At 71.4% G+C, this 17,718-nt stretch carries 18 protein-coding genes; 13 read left to right on the top strand and 5 right to left on the bottom strand.

Going from position 1 to position 17,718, the window contains the following annotated elements:
• Positions 1-68 precede the first annotated feature (68 nt).
• Positions 69-947 (bottom strand): Cgl0159 family (beta/alpha)8-fold protein, encoded by an 879-nt coding sequence (locus ACZ4SW_RS24300; protein WP_468249235.1) that lies wholly within the window; start codon positions 945-947, stop codon positions 69-71.
• Between the two features lie 61 nt (positions 948-1,008).
• Positions 1,009-1,965, bottom strand: a complete 957-nt coding sequence (iolC, locus tag ACZ4SW_RS24295; protein WP_468249231.1) for a 5-dehydro-2-deoxygluconokinase — start codon at positions 1,963-1,965, stop codon at positions 1,009-1,011.
• A gap of 314 nt (positions 1,966-2,279) precedes the next feature.
• Here iolC and ACZ4SW_RS24290 point away from each other — a divergent pair, with 314 nt between their 5' ends.
• Genes ACZ4SW_RS24290 through ACZ4SW_RS24270 form a run of 5 tightly spaced genes read left to right on the top strand, consistent with a single transcriptional unit; the run spans position 2,280 to position 7,240 of the window.
• A complete protein-coding gene (locus ACZ4SW_RS24290; protein WP_468249227.1) occupies positions 2,280-3,302 on the top strand; it encodes a sugar ABC transporter substrate-binding protein in 1,023 nt (340 codons plus the stop codon).
• A gap of 4 nt (positions 3,303-3,306) precedes the next feature.
• Positions 3,307-4,377, top strand: coding sequence for an ABC transporter permease (locus ACZ4SW_RS24285; protein WP_468249222.1), 1,071 nt, complete (start codon positions 3,307-3,309; stop codon positions 4,375-4,377).
• Between the two features lie 5 nt (positions 4,378-4,382).
• Complete coding sequence (locus ACZ4SW_RS24280; protein ID WP_468249218.1) at positions 4,383-5,285, top strand: ATP-binding cassette domain-containing protein; 903 nt, start codon at positions 4,383-4,385, stop codon at positions 5,283-5,285.
• A gap of 1 nt (position 5,286) precedes the next feature.
• A complete protein-coding gene (locus ACZ4SW_RS24275) occupies positions 5,287-6,195 on the top strand; it encodes a sugar phosphate isomerase/epimerase family protein (RefSeq protein ID WP_468249212.1) in 909 nt (302 codons plus the stop codon).
• 25 nt (positions 6,196-6,220) lie between these two features.
• A complete protein-coding gene (locus ACZ4SW_RS24270) occupies positions 6,221-7,240 on the top strand; it encodes a Gfo/Idh/MocA family protein (RefSeq protein ID WP_468249208.1) in 1,020 nt (339 codons plus the stop codon).
• A gap of 114 nt (positions 7,241-7,354) precedes the next feature.
• Here the strand turns inward: ACZ4SW_RS24270 and ACZ4SW_RS24265 are convergent, their stop codons facing one another.
• Positions 7,355-7,591: a hypothetical protein gene (locus ACZ4SW_RS24265; protein ID WP_468249204.1), complete on the bottom strand. Its 237-nt coding sequence runs from the start codon at positions 7,589-7,591 to the stop codon at positions 7,355-7,357.
• A gap of 203 nt (positions 7,592-7,794) precedes the next feature.
• Here ACZ4SW_RS24265 and ACZ4SW_RS24260 point away from each other — a divergent pair, with 203 nt between their 5' ends.
• From ACZ4SW_RS24260 to ACZ4SW_RS24235, 6 genes are all read left to right on the top strand, one after another.
• Positions 7,795-8,628, top strand: coding sequence for a M55 family metallopeptidase (locus ACZ4SW_RS24260; protein ID WP_468249199.1), 834 nt, complete (start codon positions 7,795-7,797; stop codon positions 8,626-8,628).
• Positions 8,621-9,925 (top strand): M20/M25/M40 family metallo-hydrolase, encoded by a 1,305-nt coding sequence (locus ACZ4SW_RS24255; protein WP_468249194.1) that lies wholly within the window; start codon positions 8,621-8,623, stop codon positions 9,923-9,925. Before ACZ4SW_RS24260 ends, ACZ4SW_RS24255 begins: the two co-directional genes overlap by 8 nt.
• A 14-nt stretch (positions 9,926-9,939) precedes the next feature.
• On the top strand, positions 9,940-11,904 hold the full coding sequence (locus ACZ4SW_RS24250; RefSeq protein WP_468249190.1) for a prolyl oligopeptidase family serine peptidase: 1,965 nt from the start codon (positions 9,940-9,942) through the stop codon (positions 11,902-11,904).
• Complete coding sequence (locus tag ACZ4SW_RS24245) at positions 11,901-12,824, top strand: S66 peptidase family protein (RefSeq protein ID WP_468249186.1); 924 nt, start codon at positions 11,901-11,903, stop codon at positions 12,822-12,824. Before ACZ4SW_RS24250 ends, ACZ4SW_RS24245 begins: the two co-directional genes overlap by 4 nt.
• Before the next feature lie 65 nt (positions 12,825-12,889).
• Positions 12,890-13,141 (top strand): LapA family protein, encoded by a 252-nt coding sequence (locus tag ACZ4SW_RS24240; protein ID WP_468249182.1) that lies wholly within the window; start codon positions 12,890-12,892, stop codon positions 13,139-13,141.
• 24 nt (positions 13,142-13,165) lie between these two features.
• Complete coding sequence (locus ACZ4SW_RS24235; RefSeq protein WP_468249177.1) at positions 13,166-13,711, top strand: GNAT family N-acetyltransferase; 546 nt, start codon at positions 13,166-13,168, stop codon at positions 13,709-13,711.
• A 35-nt stretch (positions 13,712-13,746) separates the two neighbouring features.
• Here ACZ4SW_RS24235 and ACZ4SW_RS24230 read toward each other — a convergent pair whose 3' ends face one another.
• Positions 13,747-15,441: a purine-cytosine permease family protein gene (locus tag ACZ4SW_RS24230; RefSeq protein ID WP_468249173.1), complete on the bottom strand. Its 1,695-nt coding sequence runs from the start codon at positions 15,439-15,441 to the stop codon at positions 13,747-13,749.
• 122 nt (positions 15,442-15,563) lie between these two features.
• Complete coding sequence (locus tag ACZ4SW_RS24225) at positions 15,564-15,917, bottom strand: VOC family protein (protein ID WP_468249168.1); 354 nt, start codon at positions 15,915-15,917, stop codon at positions 15,564-15,566.
• A gap of 104 nt (positions 15,918-16,021) precedes the next feature.
• Here ACZ4SW_RS24225 and ACZ4SW_RS24220 point away from each other — a divergent pair, with 104 nt between their 5' ends.
• Together ACZ4SW_RS24220 and ACZ4SW_RS24215 are read left to right on the top strand one after the other, a co-directional pair.
• Positions 16,022-16,501, top strand: coding sequence for a phage holin family protein (locus ACZ4SW_RS24220; protein ID WP_468249163.1), 480 nt, complete (start codon positions 16,022-16,024; stop codon positions 16,499-16,501).
• A gap of 6 nt (positions 16,502-16,507) precedes the next feature.
• Positions 16,508-17,542 (top strand): SDR family oxidoreductase, encoded by a 1,035-nt coding sequence (locus ACZ4SW_RS24215; RefSeq protein ID WP_468249159.1) that lies wholly within the window; start codon positions 16,508-16,510, stop codon positions 17,540-17,542.
• Positions 17,543-17,718 lie beyond the last annotated feature (176 nt).

Raw genomic sequence — 17,718 nt, 5'->3', positions numbered from 1 at the left:
TGCCCTTCTCCGTGGCGTTCGTGACGTTCGTGGCGTCCTGGCGTTCGGTGCGGTGGCTTCGGGCGGTGTCACAGCAGTCCGACCGCCGTGTCCACCGCGGTCTCCACGCTGCCTTCCGCCGGGTACAGCAGGGACCGGCCGACGACCATGCCCTGCACGGTGGGCAGGCGCAGCGCCTTGCGCCACTTCTCGTAGGCGCCCTCCTGGTCCTTGCCGACCTCCCCGCCCAGGAGCACGGCGGGCAGCGTCGAGGCCTCCAGCGCCTCGGCCATGTCGTCGGGGTCGTCGGTGACGGGCAGTTTCAGCCAGGTGTAGGCGGAGGTGCCGCCGAGGCCGGAGGCGATGGCGATGGACCGGGTGACGGCCTCGGCGCTCAGGTCGTTGCGCACCCGGCCGTCGACACGCCGGGATATGAACGGCTCGATGAACAGCGGCAGCCGGCGCGCGGCCATGTCGTCCACGGCTCTGGCCGTGGACTCCAGGGTCTTCAGGGAGCCCGGGTCGTCGTAGTCGATGCGCAGCAGCAGCTTGCCCGCGTCGAAACGGAGCCGTTCGATGTCCTCGGCGCGGTGCCCGGTGAAGCGGTCGTCCATCTCGAAGGACGCGCCCGCCAGGCCGCCGCGGTTCATGGAGCCCATGACAACCTTGTCGTCCAGGACGCCGAGCAGCAGCAGATCCTCCAGGATGTCGGCGGTGGCCAGCACCCCGTCCACGCCCGGCCGGGACAGCGCGATGCACAGGCGTTCCAGCAGATCGGCACGGTTGGCCATGGCCAGCTGGTGGTCGCCGACACCGAGGGCACCGCGGGCCGGATGGTCGGCGGCCACGATCATGAGGCGGCCGCTGTCGCCGATCAGCGGGCGGCGCACCCGGCGGGCGGCGGCCTCGGCGATGGCCTCCGGGTGCCGGGCACGGACCGTGGCGAGGTCGGGGATGCTGATGCTCAAGTCAGGCTCCGTTCAGGGGTGGCGGCCGTGGGGCCGCGTGCGAGAGGCCTCGAGGCGACGGTCAGCCGCGGGCGACGAGGTCGGCGACCTCGGCCTCGGTCGGCATCGCGGAGGAGCAGGCGAGACGGGAGGCGACGAGCGCGCCGGCCGCGTTGGCGTACCGCATGGTCTTCTCCAGCGGCCAGCCGGCGAGCAGCCCGTGGCACAGGGAGCCGCCGAAGGCGTCCCCGGCGCCGAGCCCGTTGACGACCTCGACCGGCACGGGCGGCACCTCGGCCGTCGACCCGTCGCGGTGCACGGCGAGCACGCCCTTGGGACCCTGCTTGACGACCGCGAGCTCCACACCGGCCTCCAGCAACGCTTCGGCGCACGCCCGCGGTTCGCGTACGCCGGTGGCGATCTCGCACTCGTCGAGGTTGCCGACGGCCACGGTGGCGTGGCGCAGCGCCTCTCGGTAGTACGGGCGCGCGGCCTCCGGGTCCGTCCAGAACATGGGGCGCCAGTCCAGGTCGAACACCGTGGTGCCGGACTTGTCGCGGGCCTTGAGGGCGGCGAGCGTCGCCGAGCGGCTGGGCTCCTCGCTCAGGCCGGTGCCGGTGATCCAGAAGATCCGGGCCGAGCGGATGGCGAAGAAGTCCAGCTCGTCGGTGTGGATCTCCAGGTCCGGGGCCTTGGGCCGGCGGTAGAAGTACAGGGGGAAGTCGTCCGGCGGGAAGATCTCGCAGAACGTGATCGGGGTCGGGTACGCGTCCACGGGGGTGACGAACCGGTCGTCGACGCCGAACTCCTTCAGCTCCTGGTGCAGATAGGCGCCGAAGGGGTCGTTCCCGGTCCGGGTGATCACCGCCGTGTTGCGGCCGAGCCGTGCCGCGGCCACCGCCACGTTCGCCGCCGAGCCGCCGAGGAACTTTCCGAAGGTCTCGACCTGGGGCAGCGGCACACCGGTCTGCAGCGGGTAGAGATCGACCCCGATGCGGCCCATGGTGATGAGATCGAAATGTTCGGCGGGCTCAGTCATGTGCGACGCTCCTCATGCGGGGGATGCGGGCGACCGGGCGCGGGAGGGTGGGCATCCGGCCCCGGGTGCCTCACAGGTGTAGGCCGCGCGAGGAGTGTCTGTCAAGGCTTTGTACTTACATTCGGACCTGCTTCTGAAATGATGTCTTAACAAAGTATTGACAGCCGGGTGCGACAGGGGTTTGTATCCCGTGCCAGCGAAACCGCCGGATTCACCGGCACACGACCCGGATGTCCGTCCGGGCCCCGAGCGGGGTCCCGTCCGGCGCCGGCCCTCCCCCTCCCCTCGGTCGCACAGTGAGGTGCAGGTAAAAGATGGACCGCACGTTTCACCCTCGCCGCTCCCACAGAGTCGCCCCGCTCGTCGCGCTGGCCGCCGCCTCCGCGCTGCTCGTCGCCGGCTGCTCCAGCAGCTCGGGCGGAAAGAAGGCGGAGGACGCGAGCTCCGGCGTCTCCGCCGGCAAGGCCGGCACGCCCCGTATGACGGTCGCGCTGGTGACCCACCAGGCACCGGGCGACACCTTCTGGGACATCGTCCGCAAGGGAGCCGAGGCGGCGGCGGCCAAGGACAACATCAAGCTCGTCTACTCCAGCGACCCCAACGCGGGCAACCAGGCCAACCTGGTGCAGAACGCGATCGACCAGAAGGTCGACGGCATCGCGGTCACCCTCGCCAAGCCGGACGCGATGAAGGACGTCATCGGCAAGGCCACCCAGGCGAAGATACCCGTGGTCGGCCTGAACTCCGGTCTGAGCGACTGGAAGAAACTGGGCCTGATGGAGTTCTTCGGGCAGGACGAGACGGTCGCGGGCGAGGCGTTCGGCAAGCGGCTCAACGAGCTGGGCGCCAAGAACACCGTGTGCGTGATCCAGGAGCAGGGGAACGTCGGCCTCACCCAGCGCTGCGACGGCCTGAAGAAGACGTTCACCGGCAAGACGCAGATCCTGTACGTCAACGGCACCGACATGCCGTCCGTGAAGTCGACGATCAGCGCGAAGCTCAAGCAGGACAGCTCCATCGACTACGTGGCCACGCTGGGCGCGCCGTACGCCCTGACCGCGGTGCAGTCGGTCTCCGACGCCGGCAGCAAGGCGAAGGTCGCCACGTTCGACCTCAACAAGGACCTGACCAACGCCGTCAAGAAGGGCGACATCCAGTTCGCCGTCGACCAGCAGCCCTACCTGCAGGGCTACCTGGCGATCGACTCCCTGTGGCTCTACAAGAACAACGGCAACTACAGCGGCGGCGGTGAGCAGCCGGTGCTGACGGGCCCGGCCTTCGTCGACAAGTCCAACGTCGACACCATCGCGACGTTCGCCGCCAAGGGCACGAGGTGATCCCATGACTCAGCAGGCTGTGCCGGCGGTGGCCTCACCGCCGGCCTCCGGCCCCAAGGAACGCGACGGCCGGACCGCGCAGCGCTCCCTCGTGGTGCGACTGCTCGCCCGGCCGGAGGTCGGCGTCTTCCTCGGCGCCGTCGCCGTGTTCGTCTTCTTCTTCGCCATGGCCCCCACCTTCCGCACGGGCAGCGCCATGGCCACCGTCCTCTACCAGTCGTCCACCATCGGGATCATGGCGCTGCCCGTGGCCCTGCTGATGATCGGCGGCGAGTTCGACCTGTCGGCCGGTGTCGCGGTGATCACCTCGGCGCTGACCGCGGCCATGGTCAGCTTCCAGCTCACGATGAACGTCTGGGTCGGCGTGGTCGTCGCCCTCGTGGTCTCGCTCGCGATCGGCGCGTTCAACGGCTGGATGATGGTGCGCACCGGACTGCCCAGCTTCCTGGTCACCCTCGGCACCTTCCTCGGCCTGCAGGGCATCAACCTCGCGGTCACCAAGCTGGTCACCGGCAACGTGGCGACCGACGACATCAGCGACATGGACGGCTTCAACCAGGCCAAGGCGGTCTTCTCGTCCAGCTTCACCGTCGGCGGCGTCCAGTTCAAGATCACCGTCCTGTGGTGGCTGTTCTTCGCGGCCCTGGCGACCTGGGTGCTGCTGCGCACCAAGTACGGCAACTGGATCTTCGCGGTCGGCGGCAACAAGGACAGCGCCCGGGCCGTCGGCGTCCCGGTGAAGTTCACCAAGATCTCGCTGTTCATGCTGGTCGGCTTCGGCGCCTGGTTCGTCGGCATGCACCAGCTCTTCGCCTTCAACACCGTGCAGTCCGGCGAGGGCGTCGGCCAGGAGCTGATCTACATCGCCGCGGCGGTGATCGGCGGCTGCCTGCTCACCGGCGGCTACGGTTCGGCGATCGGCCCGGTCTTCGGCGCCTTCATGTTCGGCATGGTCAGCCAGGGCATCGTCTACGCCGGCTGGAACCCGGACTGGTTCAAGGCCTTCCTCGGCGTGATGCTCCTCGGCGCCACGCTCATCAATCTGTGGGTCCAGAAGTCCGCGACCCGGAGGTGACCACCATGACGACCGCTGACCACGACCAGACCAACGGCACGGCCACCCCGGCGGACCGGGCCCCCATCGTGGAACTGCGCGGCGCCGGCAAGTCCTACGGCAACATCCGGGCCCTGCACGGCGTCGACCTCGCCGTCCACCCCGGCAGGGTCACCTGCGTCCTCGGTGACAACGGCGCGGGCAAGTCCACCCTCATCAAGATCATCTCGGGGCTGCACCAGCACACCGAGGGCGAGTTCCTCGTCGACGGCGCACCCGTGAAGTTCACCAGCCCCCGCGAAGCCCTCGACAAGGGCATCGCCACCGTCTACCAGGACCTGGCCACCGTGCCGCTGATGCCGGTGTGGCGCAACTTCTTCCTGGGCTCGGAGATGACCAAGGGTCCCTGGCCCTTCCGCCGCCTCGACATCGCCCGCATGAAGAAGACCGCGGACGAGGAACTGCGCAACATGGGCATCGTCCTGGACGACCTGGAGCAGCCCATCGGCACCCTCTCCGGCGGCCAGCGCCAGTGCGTGGCCATCGCCCGCGCCGTCTACTTCGGCGCCCGCGTCCTCATCCTGGACGAGCCCACCGCCGCCCTCGGCGTCAAGCAGTCCGGAGTGGTCCTGAAGTACGTCGCCGCCGCCCGCGACCGCGGCCTCGGCGTCATCTTCATCACCCACAACCCGCACCACGCCTACATGGTCGGCGACCACTTCAGCGTCCTGCGCCTCGGCACCATGGAGCTGAACGCCTCCCGCGACGAGGTCAGCCTCGAGGAACTGACCAACCACATGGCAGGCGGCGCCGAACTCGCCGCACTCAAGCACGAACTTGCGCAGGTCAGCGGCGTGGACGTCGAGGAGCTCCCGGACGCGAAGGACCTCCAGGCACCCGTGGCGGCATCACCCGAAGGGAACTCCTGACATGACCACCGTCCCCTCCCTGGACCGCATCCGGGTGGGCTCCGCCCCGGACTCCTGGGGCGTCTGGTTCCCCGACGACCCGCAGCAGGTGCCCTGGGACCGCTTCCTGGACGAGGTGTCCGAGGCCGGCTACTCCTGGATCGAGCTCGGCCCATACGGCTACCTGCCCACCGACCCGGCACGGCTCACCGACGAGGTGAACAAGCGGAACCTGAAGGTGTCGGCCGGCACGGTCTTCACCTCCCTGCACCGCGGGCCGTCCGTGTGGGAGTCCACCTGGGAGCACGTCAGCCAGGTCGCGGCCCTCACCCAGGCCATGGACGCGAAGCACCTCGTGGTCATCCCCTCCTTCTGGCGGGACGACAAGACCGCCGAGATCCTGGAGCCCTCCGAGCTCACCGGCGAGCAGTGGGCGCACCTGACCAAGGGCATGGAGCGGCTCGGCCACGAGGTCAAGGAGAGGTACGGCCTCGACATCGTCGTCCACCCGCACGCCGACACCCACATCGACACCGAGGAGCACGTCGAGCGCTTCCTCGACTCCACCGACTCCGACCTCGTCAACCTCTGCCTGGACACCGGGCACTACGCCTACTGCGGCGGCGACAGCGTCAAGCTGATCGAGACCTACGGCGAGCGCATCGGCTATCTGCACCTCAAGCAGGTGGACCCCGCGATTCTCGCCGACGTCGTCAGCAACGGGGTTCCGTTCGGGCCCGCCGTGCAGCGCGGCGTGATGTGCGAGCCCCCGGCCGGCGTGCCGGCGCTGGAGCCGGTCCTGGCCGCCGCGCAGGGCCTCGGCGTCGACCTGTTCGCCATCGTCGAGCAGGACATGTACCCCTGCGAGCCGGACAAGCCGCTGCCCATCGCCGTGCGCACCCGCAAGTTCCTCCGCTCTTGCGGCGCCTGACCTTCCGAAGGGACCACCAACCACCATGACTCAGCGTGGAACGCTCGGAGTCGCCGTCATCGGAACCGGGCGGATGGGCGCCGACCACGTCCGCCGCATCAACGAGGTGATCAGCGGGGCGCGGGTGGCCGCCGTCGTCGACGTCGACGCGGAACGGGCCAAGTCCGTCGCCGCGGGCGTCGAGGGCTGCACCGCCTACACCGAACCGGCCGCCGCGATGGCCGCCGCCGACGTCGACGCCGTACTGATCGCCTCGCCCGGCCCCGCACACGAGGCCGCACTGCTCACCGCCTTCGAGCACGACCTGCCGGTGCTGTGCGAGAAGCCCCTCACCCCCGACGCGGCCTCCGCGTTGCGGATCCTGCAGGCCGAGCAGAAGCTGGGTCACCGGCGCGTCCAGGTCGGCTTCATGCGGCGCTACGACGCCGAGTACATCAAGCTGAAGGCGCTGCTGGACAGCGGCCAGCTCGGCCGGCCGCTGATGCTGCACAACCGGCACCGCAACGCGGGCAGTCCGCCCGGCTTCACCGACGCCATGCTCATCAACGACTCCGTCGTGCACGAGATGGACGTCACCCGCTGGCTGCTCGGCCAGGAGATCACGGCGGTGACGGTGCTGCGCCCGGCACCGTCGGGGAACGCTCCCGAGGGCCTGTCGGACCCGCAGTTCGTCGTCTTCGAGACCGACGGCGGCGCGCTCGTCGACGTCGAGATCTTCGTCAACTGCGGCTTCGGCTACCAGGTGCAGGCCGAGGTGGTCTGCGAGTCGGGCACCGCCCGGATCGGCGACGGGCACGCCATGGTCACCAACATGGCGGGCCGCTGGGGCGGCACCATCGCCCCGGACTTCGTGGAGCGCTTCGCCGAGGCCTACGACCGCGAGGTGCAGGCCTGGGTGGACGCCACCCGGCGCGGCGAGGTCACCGGCCCGAGCGTCTGGGACGGCTACGCGGCGGCGGCCGTCTGCGAGGCGGGCGTCCGCGCCCAGGCCGAGGGGCGGCGCACGGAGGTGGAACTGATCGAGCGTCCGGCGCTCTACCGCTGAGCGGACGGCGTCGCCGGTCCGCGTCGCCGGTCCGGGCGTCCTGGGACGGGTTCCCACCCCCAGGACGCCCGGTCGGGTCCGGACGGTCCCGGCGTCCCGCTCCGGAGCGATCAGTCAGCCGGTCTTGGCGCAGATCGCGTAGACGGAGGCCGTGTAGTGCGGCTCGTAACCGCCGTTGAGGAACACGGCGGTCCAGCCGACGGGCGTGGTGCCGGACAGGACCGGGTTCGAGTGCAGCGCCGGGCCGTACGCCGAGGCGGCCCCGTCGGGCAGGTACCGGCCGCCCCCGGTGGCGTCACAACCATCGCACGTACACCACACGTTGACGATGTACGGACGGAGGATGGGCATACCCGGTCACGGCGATCCCCTGCGGGCGTGATCGAGCGGTTGCCGGGAACGCGACGGGCCCGGATGTCCCGCCTTCGTGGCCGCCTTCCTCCCGGGCGCGTAACGTGACCGAGCATGGAGATCTCCGTCACCGCTGCACGCCGTAGCACGCCGCCGTCACCAGCCGGACGACAAGCCTCCGACCTGCGTGGGGACGGCTCGGCATGAAGATCCTCATCAGCGCCGACATGGAAGGCGCCACCGGTGTCACCTGGCCGGCCGACGTGATTCCCGGGACCCCGCAGTGGGAGCGGTGCCGGGCCATGTTCACCTCCGACGTGAACGCCGCCGTGCTCGGCTTCCTCGACGGCGGTGCCGACGAGGTGCTCGTCAACGAGGCGCACTCGACCATGCGCAATCTGCTCCTCGAACAGTTGGATGAGAGGGCGCAGATGCTCACCGGACGGCACAAGTCGCTCTCCATGGTGGAGGGCGTGCAGCACGGCGACGTGGACGGCATCGCGTTCGTCGGCTACCACGCCGGGGCGGGCATGGAGGGCGTGCTCGCCCACACGTATCTCGCCAACTCCATCACCGGGGTGTGGCTCAACGACGTCCGCGCCAGCGAGGGCCTGCTGAACGCGCACGTCGTCGCCGAGTACGGCGTGCCCGTCGTCCTCGTCACCGGCGACGACGTGGCCTGCGAGGACGCGCTCGGGTACGCGCCCGAGGCGCTGAAAGTCGCCGTCAAGGACCATGTGTCACGGTACGCGGCGGTGTGCCGCACCCCGGCCAGGACCGCCGCCGACATCCGCGCCGCGGCCAAGGAGGCCGCCTCCCTGGCGGTGCGTCACAAGCCCGTCGACAACGGCCCGTTCACCATCGCCCTCGAGTTCGACGCCGAGCAGCTCGCGATGGCCGCCACCGTCGTACCCGGCGTGGACCGGATCGGCGAGCGCAAGGTGGCGTACACGAGCGGGACCATGTACGAGGGCATCCGCACCTTCAAGGCGGTCACCACGATCGTCTCGGCCGCGTTGGAGGAGCAGTATGGCTGACCGGCAGGCACTCGAGGAGGTCGTGCGGTTCACCTCCGACCTCATCCGCGTCGACACCACCAACCGCGGCGGCGGCGACTGCCGGGAGCGGCCCGCCGCCGAGTACGCGGCCGAGCGGCTGGCCGAGGCGGGGCTCGAGCCCGCACTGCTGGAGCGCACCCCGGGCCGGACGAACGTCGTCGCCCGCATCGAGGGCACCGACCCCTCCGCCGACGCGCTGCTCGTCCACGGCCATCTCGACGTGGTGCCCGCCGAGGCCGCGGACTGGAGCGTCCACCCGTTCTCCGGCGAGGTGCGCGACGGCGTCGTGTGGGGCCGGGGCGCGGTCGACATGAAGAACATGGACGCGATGATCCTCGCCGTCGTACGGCACTGGGCGCGCTCGGGAGCAAGGCCCCGGCGTGACCTCGTCATCGCCTTCACCGCCGACGAGGAGGCCAGCGCCGAGGACGGCGCCGGGTTCCTCGCGGACCGGCACGCGGACCTCTTCGAGGGGTGCACGGAAGGCGTCGGCGAGTCGGGGGCCTTCACCTTCCACGCCGGCGACGGACGGCAGATCTACCCCGTCGCGGCCGGTGAGCGCGGCACCGCATGGCTGAGGCTGACCGCGCGCGGCCGGGCGGGCCACGGCTCCAAGGTCAACCACAGCAACGCGGTCACCCGGCTCGCCGCCGCCGTCACCCGCATCGGCAACCACGAATGGCCGGTCCGGCTCACCCCCACCGTGCGCGCCGCGCTCACCGAACTCGCCGCGCTCCACGGGCTTCAGGCCGACCTCGACGACGTGGACGGCCTGATGAAGAAGCTCGGCCCGGCCGCCGCGCTCGTCGAGGCGACCGTCCGCAACAGCACCAACCCGACCATGCTGAGCGGCGGTTACAAGGTCAACGTGATCCCGGGCGAGGCCGTCGCCCACATCGACGGACGCTGTCTGCCCGGCACCGAGGACGAGTTCCGCACGACACTGGACGAACTCACCGGGCCGGACGTGGACTGGGAGTTCCACCACCGGACGGCCGCCCTCCAGGCCCCCGTGGACTCGCCGACGTTCGCGCGGATGCGGGCGGCAGTGGAGGAGTTCGCCCCCGAGGGCCACGTGGTGCCGTACTGCATGTCGGGCGGCACGGACGCCAAGCAGTTCTCCCGCCTCGGCATCACCGGCTACGGGTTCACGCCGTTGAAGCTGCCCGAGGGCTACGACTACCAGGCGATGTTCCACGGTGTCGACGAACGCGTGCCCGTGGAGGCGCTGCACTTCGGCGTCCGCGTCCTCGACCGCTTTCTGCGCACGGCCTAGGAGGGACGGGGGAGATGGTGCGGATCCTGCCGTACGGGGCATGGCCCTCGCCCGTCGACGCGGCGCTCGCCGCCGCGCACGGCGGGCAGCCGGAGGCGGTTGGCTTCGTGGGGGAGGAGGCGTGGTGGACCGAGCCGCGCCCCGCCGAGGGCGGCCGGCGCACCCTCGTCAGGCGCACGGCGGACGGCCGGGAGGTCTCGGTGCTGCCCCCGCCGTGGAACGTGCGCAGCCGGGTCATGGAGTACGGCGGCCGGCCCTGGGCCGGGGTGATGCGCCCCGAAGGGCCGCTGGTGGTGTTCGTGCACTTCGCGGACCAGCGGCTGTACGCCTACGAGCCCACAGCGCCGGGCAGCCGACCGCGACCGCTCACCCCGCTGTCGCCGGTGGGCGGCGGGCTGCGCTGGGTCGACCCCCGGCTGCACGTGGAGCGCGGTGAGGTGTGGTGCGTACTGGAGGAGTTCACCGGTGACGGGCCGACGGACGTGCGGCGGGTGCCGGCCGCCGTACCGCTGGACGGCTCGGCGGCCGAGGACCGGGACGGGGTACGCGAACTGGCGGAAGCACGTCACCGGTTCGTCACCGGCCCCCGCCTCTCACCGGACGGGCGGCAAGCGGCCTGGCTCGCCTGGGACCATCCGCGCATGCCGTGGGACGGCACCGAGTTGCTTCTCGCCGAGGTCACCGGCGAGGGCACGCTCCGCGAGCCGCGTACGGTCGCCGGCGGCCCCGAGGAGTCGATCGCCCAGGCCGAGTGGGCGCCCGACGGCTCCCTGCTGTACGCGAGCGACCGCACCGGCTGGTGGAACCTCTACCGGGACGGCGCGCCGTTGTGTCCCCGCGAGGAGGAGTTCGGCGGGCCGCTGTGGAAGGTGGGACTGCAGTGGTTCGCGCCCCTGGACGACGGCACGGTCGCCGTCGTGCACGGCAGGGGAGCGGGCCGGCTCGGGATCCTCGACCCGGTCGGCCGCCAGGTCGTCGACGTGCCCGGGCCCTGGACCGAGTTCGCCGCCACGCTCGCCGTGCACGGCAGCCGTGTCGTCGCCGTGGGAGCCGGCCCGCACACCGCGTACGAGGTCGTCGAGCTCGACACCGCCACCGGCCACGCCCGCGTGATCGGCGCCGCGCACGAGGACCCGGTCGACCCCGCCTACTACCCGGAGCCCCGGATCCGCACCTTCGCCGGGCCCGGAGGCCGGGAGATCCACGCGCACGTGTACCCGCCGCGCCACCCCGAGTGCGCCGCGCCCGACGGCGAGCTGCCGCCGTACGTCGTGTGGGCGCACGGCGGGCCGACCGGCCGTGCCCCCCTCGTCCTCGATCTGGAGATCGCCTACTTCACCTCGCGCGGCATCGGCGTCGCCGAGGTGAACTACGGCGGCTCCACCGGCCACGGACGCGCGTACCGCAACCGGCTGCGCGGGCAGTGGGGCGTCGTCGACGTCGAGGACTGCGCGGCCGTCGCGCTCGCCCTCGCCCAGGAGGGCACCGCCGACCGGAACCGGCTCGCCGTGCGCGGCGGCAGCGCCGGCGGCTGGACCGCGGCCGTGTCCCTGACGTCGACCGACGTGTACGCCTGCGGCACGATCGTCTACCCGGTCCTGGACCTGGCGAGCTGGGGCTCGGGGGAGACCCACGACTTCGAGTCGCGGTACCTGGAGACGCTGGTCGGACCGTACGCCGAGGTGCCCGGCCGGTACGCCGAGCGGTCGCCCGTGGAGCACGCCGACCGGATCACCGTCCCCTTCCTGCTGTTGCAGGGGCTCGAGGACCCGATCTGCCCGCCCGCGCAGTGCGAGCGGTTCCTGGCCCGGCTCCGGGGGCGGCGGATCCCGCACGCCTACCTCGCCTTCGAGGGCGAGGGGCACGGCTTCCGGCGGGCTGAGACCATGGTGCGTGCCCTGGAGGCCGAGCTGTCCCTGTACGCGCAGGTCTTCGGGCTCAACCCGCCCGGCATCCCCACCCTGGAGCTCACCGAGTGACCCCCCTCACCAGGCCGCCCCGGCTCGCCCCCGGCGCCCGCGTGGCCGTCGTCGCGCCCAGCGGGCCCGTGATCGAGGAGCGGCTCGCCGCCGGCCTCGACATCCTCCGCGGCTGGGACCTCGACCCGGTCGTGGCCCCGCACGTGCTCGACCGGCACCCCGACTTCCCCTACCTCGCGGGCACGGACGCCGACCGGGCCGCCGACTTCCAGACCGCCTGGTGCGACCCGGAGGTGTCCGCGGTGCTCTGCGCCCGCGGCGGGTACGGGGTGCAGCGCATGATGGACCTGCTCGACTGGGACGCGCTGCGCGCCGCCGGGCCCAAGGTGCTGGTCGGCTACAGCGACATCACCGCGCTCCACGAGGCGTTCGCGGCCCGCCTCGGCCTGGTCACGCTGCACGGGCCGATGGTGTCCGCCGCCGACTTCCTCAAGAACACGCGCACGCAGGACCACCTGCGGGCCACCCTCTTCGAGCCGGAGTCCGTGACGACCATCGCCTCCTCCGGCACCGCGCTCGTGCCCGGCCGCGCCCGGGGCGTCACCTCCGGCGGATGCCTGGCCCTGCTCGCGGCCGAACGGGGCACGCCGCACGCCCGCTCCCCGGAGACGGGCGGGCTGCTGCTGCTCGAGGACATCGGCGAGGGGGCCTACCGCGTCGACCGGCTCCTCACCCAGCTCCTGCGCTCCGGCCGGTTCGAGAAGGTCACCGGGATCGCCCTCGGCTCCTGGGAGGAGTGCGGCCCGTACGAACTGCTGCGCGCCGTCTTCGGCGACCGGCTCGGCGGGCTCGGGGTACCGGTCGTGGAGCGGTTCGGGTTCGGCCACGGTGAGGGCGCCCCGACGATGCCGCTCGGCGTCGCCGCGGAACTGGACGCGGACGCCGGGACGCTCACGCTGGAGGTCCCGGCGCTGGCGTGAGGGGGATTCACCCGTCCGCCGCACCCGCCGAGCGGCGCCGTGCCGTGCCCGTCCATCCTGGGCCCATGAGGGCGAAGACCTCCCGAGCGGCGGGCGCGAGCGGCGCGGCGCACCACGGACGGCCGTGGGCGACACCGCGCGGGACCGCCGTCCTGGTGCTGGCCGCGCTCGTGCTGGTCCTCGTCTTCGAGAACACCCAGCGCACCCGGATCCGGCTGTTCGTGCCGCTGGTGACGATGCCGCTGTGGCTGGCGCTGCTGGGTACGGGGGTGATCGGGGCGCTGTGCGGCGCGCTTCTCGTCAGCCGACGCCGGTGACGGCGGATCACGTACGGTGGCGCCGTGTCCGACACCCGTGAATACCTCGCCGAAGGGCCCCGCGTGGGCATACGCCCCTTCACCCATGACGACGCGGCCGAGTTCACCGCCCGGGCCCGGGAGAGCAGGGAACTGCACCGCCCGTGGCTGTTCCCGCCGACGACCCGCGAGGCGTACGCCGCCTACGCGGGGCGGCTCATCGAGGACCCGACGAGGGCGGGGTTCCTGGTCTGCGAGAAGGAGACCGGGGCCATCGCCGGGTACATCAACATCAACAACATCGTCCGGGGCGGCTTCCAGAGCGGGGCACTCGGCTACGGCGCCTTCGCGCACGCCGCCGGGCGCGGGCTGATGACGGAGGCGCTGAACCTCGTGGTGCGGTACGCCTTCGGGCCGCTGGGGCTGCACCGGCTGGAGATCAACGCACAGCCCCGCAACACCGGGTCGATCGGCCTCGCCCGGCGCTGCGGCTTCCGCCTGGAGGGCTTCTCACCGGACATGATCTTCGTCGACGGGGCCTGGCGGGACCACGAGCGCTGGGCCATCACCGCGGAGATGGTCCGCACCTGAGGGGTGCTTCAGCGGTGATGGCTCCCGTACGGCCGTCAGCCCGCCGACCGCACGGTGGGCGTCGCGAGGCTCACCGGCCCGCTGCGCCTGCCGCTCTTGCAGGCGTCGTGACAGTCCTTCTCCAGGCTGCAGCACAGCGAGCAGACAGCCCCGGAGTGGAACGGGCAGCCCGCCATGTCGGGGCGCTCGAAGGTGTCCGCGCACACCGAGCAGGTCAGCGTCGCCGCCGAGGGCAGCCCCCGCTCGTCGAGCAGCGGCTCGTCGAGGGCGTCGACGCGGGCGATGTAGTACCTGCCCTTGGTGGCCACCGCGAACAGCGGCGAGAGCACCATGGCCAGCAACAGGGCGATGAAGGGCGAGTACGCCTTGCCGTAGGCGCCGAACGCCTCGAAGTACGCGGCGATGGACACCGCCGAGGCGATCAGCATCGAGCCGAAGCCGACCGGGTTGAAGTTGTACAGGTGCGCCCGCTTGAACTCGATGTACGACGGGCTGAGCCCCAGCGGCTTGTTGATCACCAGGTCGGCCACGACCGCGCCGATCCACGCGATGGCCACGTTCGAGTAGAAGCCCAGCACCGTGTTGAGGAACCCGAACACGCCGCCTTCCATCAGCGCGAGCGCGATGCCGACGTTGAGGAAGATGTAGACGACGCGCCCCGGGTGACGGTGCGTCAGCCGGGAGAAGAAGTTCGACCAGGACAGCGAACCGGAGTACGCGTTCGTCGAGTTGATCTTGATCTGGGAGAGGATCACGAAGAACGTCGCCAGCCCCAGGGCGACCGGCGCCGCGAACGTCCTGAACCCGTGCACGTACTGCTGGATGGGCTCGTTCGCCTTCGCCAGCCCCACGCTTCCGGCGATGTAGAAGGCCAGGAACGCCCCGCCGATCTGCTTCGCCGCGCCCAGCACCACCCAGCCCGGACCGGCGGACAGCACCGCGCCCCACCACTGCCCGGCGTTCTCGGGCGTCTTGTCCGGCATGAAGCGCAGATAGTCGACCTGCTCACCGATCTGCGCGATCAGCGACAGCGCCACACCTGCGCCCGCGCCGACACCGAGCATGCTGATGCCCGACCCGGTGGGCGAGTCGCCCGCGAAGTGGGTGAACTCCGAGAACTTCCCCGGCTCCTGGATCGCGATGGACACGAACGGCGCGACCATCAGGACCAGCCAGATCGGCTGGGTCCACACCTGCATCTTCGACAGTGCGGTCATGCCGTAGACCACCAGCGGCAGAATGATCAGGGAACAGACGATGTATCCGATCGCGAGCGGTATGTGCAGGCCGAGTTCCAGGGCCTGCGCCATGATCGAGCCCTCGAGGGCGAAGAAGATGAAGGTGAAGCTGGCGTAGATGACCGAGGTCAGGGTCGAGCCCAGATAGCCGAAGCCGGCGCCCCGGGTCAGCAGATCCATGTCGATGGAGTACTTCGCCGAGTAGTACGAGACCGGGATGCCGGTGAGGAAGATGACCACCGCCGCGGTCAGGATCGCCACCATGGCGCTGGAGAAGCCGTTGGAGATCGCGATCGACCCGCCGATGGCGAAGTCCGCGAGGTAGGCGATGCCGCCCAGGGCCGTGGTGGCCACCACGTACGGCGTCCAGCGGCGGAAGGACTTCGGCGCGTACCGCAGCGAGTAGTCCTCGAGCGTGTCGTTCCGCGTCCAGCCGTTGTACGTCCGGCTCGTGGTGTCCGGCGGCGTCTGCCTGTCGACGGTGTCCGTCATGAACCTTCCCTCTTCCGCGAGCTCGAGTCACCTCCCCGGCGCCCGGGGCAGTGCTGTTGCACGGAAGAGTCCCGCCGCGTTGTTTCCCGGCCGTTTCGATGGCTTTACGACGGTGGAGTGCGTCATTCCGCCTGGCGGCGGTCCACGTACTCGTACACCGAACCGTCCGGATGCACGGCGATGAGGTTGCGGCCGACCGGGGTCGGGACCGGACCCGCGACGATACGCGCGCCGAGGTCCGTCAGTACCCGGTGGGCCTCCTCGACGTCCTTCACCGCGATCGTCGCCGCCACCTTGCGCAGGATCTCCAGCTCGGACTCGGGCCCGCTCATCAGCAGGAAGAAGCCGACCGCGGCCACCGAGACCCCGCCGCGCTCGAAGCGCAGCGCGCGGGTGCCCGTCAGTCTCTCGTAGAAGGGGACCGAAGCCTCCAGGTCGTCGACGCAGATCCGCAGCGTGGCTCCCAGAATCTCCATGCCCACGAGACTAGTTGGGGCCGGCCGAGAAGGAGATCGTTTCCCTCCGGTTCCCGGGCGCGCACCTGCCGTTACGCGTGCCCTGGCACGGGTACCCGGCGGACATGAACCGCTTGGATCACCTGGAACATCTGGACAGGCATCTGGTCGACGAGCTGGCGCAGGTGGCCCGGGAAGCCGTGCGGGACGAGCTGCGCGAGCAGACCCGCAAGCAGCGCCGCACGGCCGCGCTCTACGCCGCCTCCGGCGCCACCGGACTGTACGCGGGTGCCGCGCTGGCGCTCGCCCTCGGTCTGGCGCTGTCGCTGGGGTTGCCCGGCTGGGCCGCCGCGCTGATCACGGCGGGGGTGCTGGGCGTGGCCGCCTATCTGCTGCGCGGCGCCGCCCGCGCCGGCGGGCACGGAGCCCTCTCCCACCACGGCGCCCCCGGCCGCGACGCCGACGGCACGCCGTCGGGCGGCGTCGGGACGCCGTACCCGCCGATGCCGCACACCCCGCCCACGCCGGGCGTGACCGATCCGGCCGCGCCGGGTTCCGCGGGCCCCGGAGCGGACCCCGAGACGCCGCGTCGTCGGGGCCGGTGAGCCGCCATGGCCAGGGCATGGTCGGGAGCCCTGCCGAAGCGCCGCAGGGCGGTCGTGGTGACCGGGGCCAGCGGCGGCGTGGGCCGGGCCGCGGCCGTGGCCTTCGCCGCCCGGGGCGACCGGGTGGCGTTGCTCGCCCGGGGGCGTGAGGGCCTCGCGGCGGCCGCGGAGGAGGTGCGGCGCGCCGGGGGTGAGGCGCTCGTCGTCCCCGTCGACGTGTCGGACGCGCGGGCGGTCGAGGACGCGGCGGAACAGGTCGTGGAGGAGTTCGGACGGATCGACGTCTGGGTCAACAACGCCTTCACCGGAGTCTTCGCACGGTTCACGGACATCACGCCGGACGAGTTCCGCCGGGTCACCGAGGTGACGTACCTGGGCTATGTGTTCGGCACCCGGGCGGCGCTGCGGCACATGCTCCCCGCGAACCACGGGACGATCGTCCAGGTCGGTTCCGCGCTGGCCTACCGGGGCATTCCGCTGCAGTCGGCGTACTGCGGGGCCAAGCACGCCATCCAGGGCTTCAACGAGTCGCTGCGGTGCGAACTGCTCCACGAGGGCTCGAAGGTGCGCACCACGATGGTGCAGATGCCGGCGCTCAACACCCCGCAGTTCGACTGGGTGCTCAGCCGGATACCGGGGCGGGCACGGCCGGTCGCGCCGGTCTACCAGCCGGAGGTCGCCGCGCGCGCGATCGTGCACGCGGCCGGGCATCCGCGACGGCGGGAGTACTGGGTGGGCGGGTCCACGGCGGCCACGCTCATCGCCAACGCCGTGGTCCCCGGGCTGCTGGACCGCTACCTGGCGCGTACGGGGTTCGACGCGCAGCGCGACGAGGGCGAGCACGGCACCGCGGGCAACCTGTGGTCCCCGGCGGACGGACCCCACGGCCACGACTACGGGGCCCACGGCCGCTTCGACGCGGAGTCCCGCCCGGACAGCGTGGAGGAGTGGCTGTCCCGCAACCGGACGCGCATCGGCGCGGGGATCCTGGCCGGAGGCGTGGGCGCCGCGGTCACGGCCGGGCTGCGCCGCCGCGGCTGAAACGGGCGGAAACGACGAAAACTGCGAAACGAAACGACGAGAGGACGGCAGAGGACGGTGGGGGGGGGGGGGGGGGGGGGGGGGGGGGGCCCCCCCCCCCCCCCCCCCCCCTCCCCCAAGGGACGGATGGGGAGAGAGAAAAAAAAGACAGGGAAAACGTAATTTATTTTCCCTCT

This window comes from Streptomyces sp. NPDC028331, assembly GCF_055565775.1.
The sequence above is the reverse complement of the archived record's forward strand: the minus strand, read 5'-3'. Positions and strand labels throughout refer to the sequence as shown.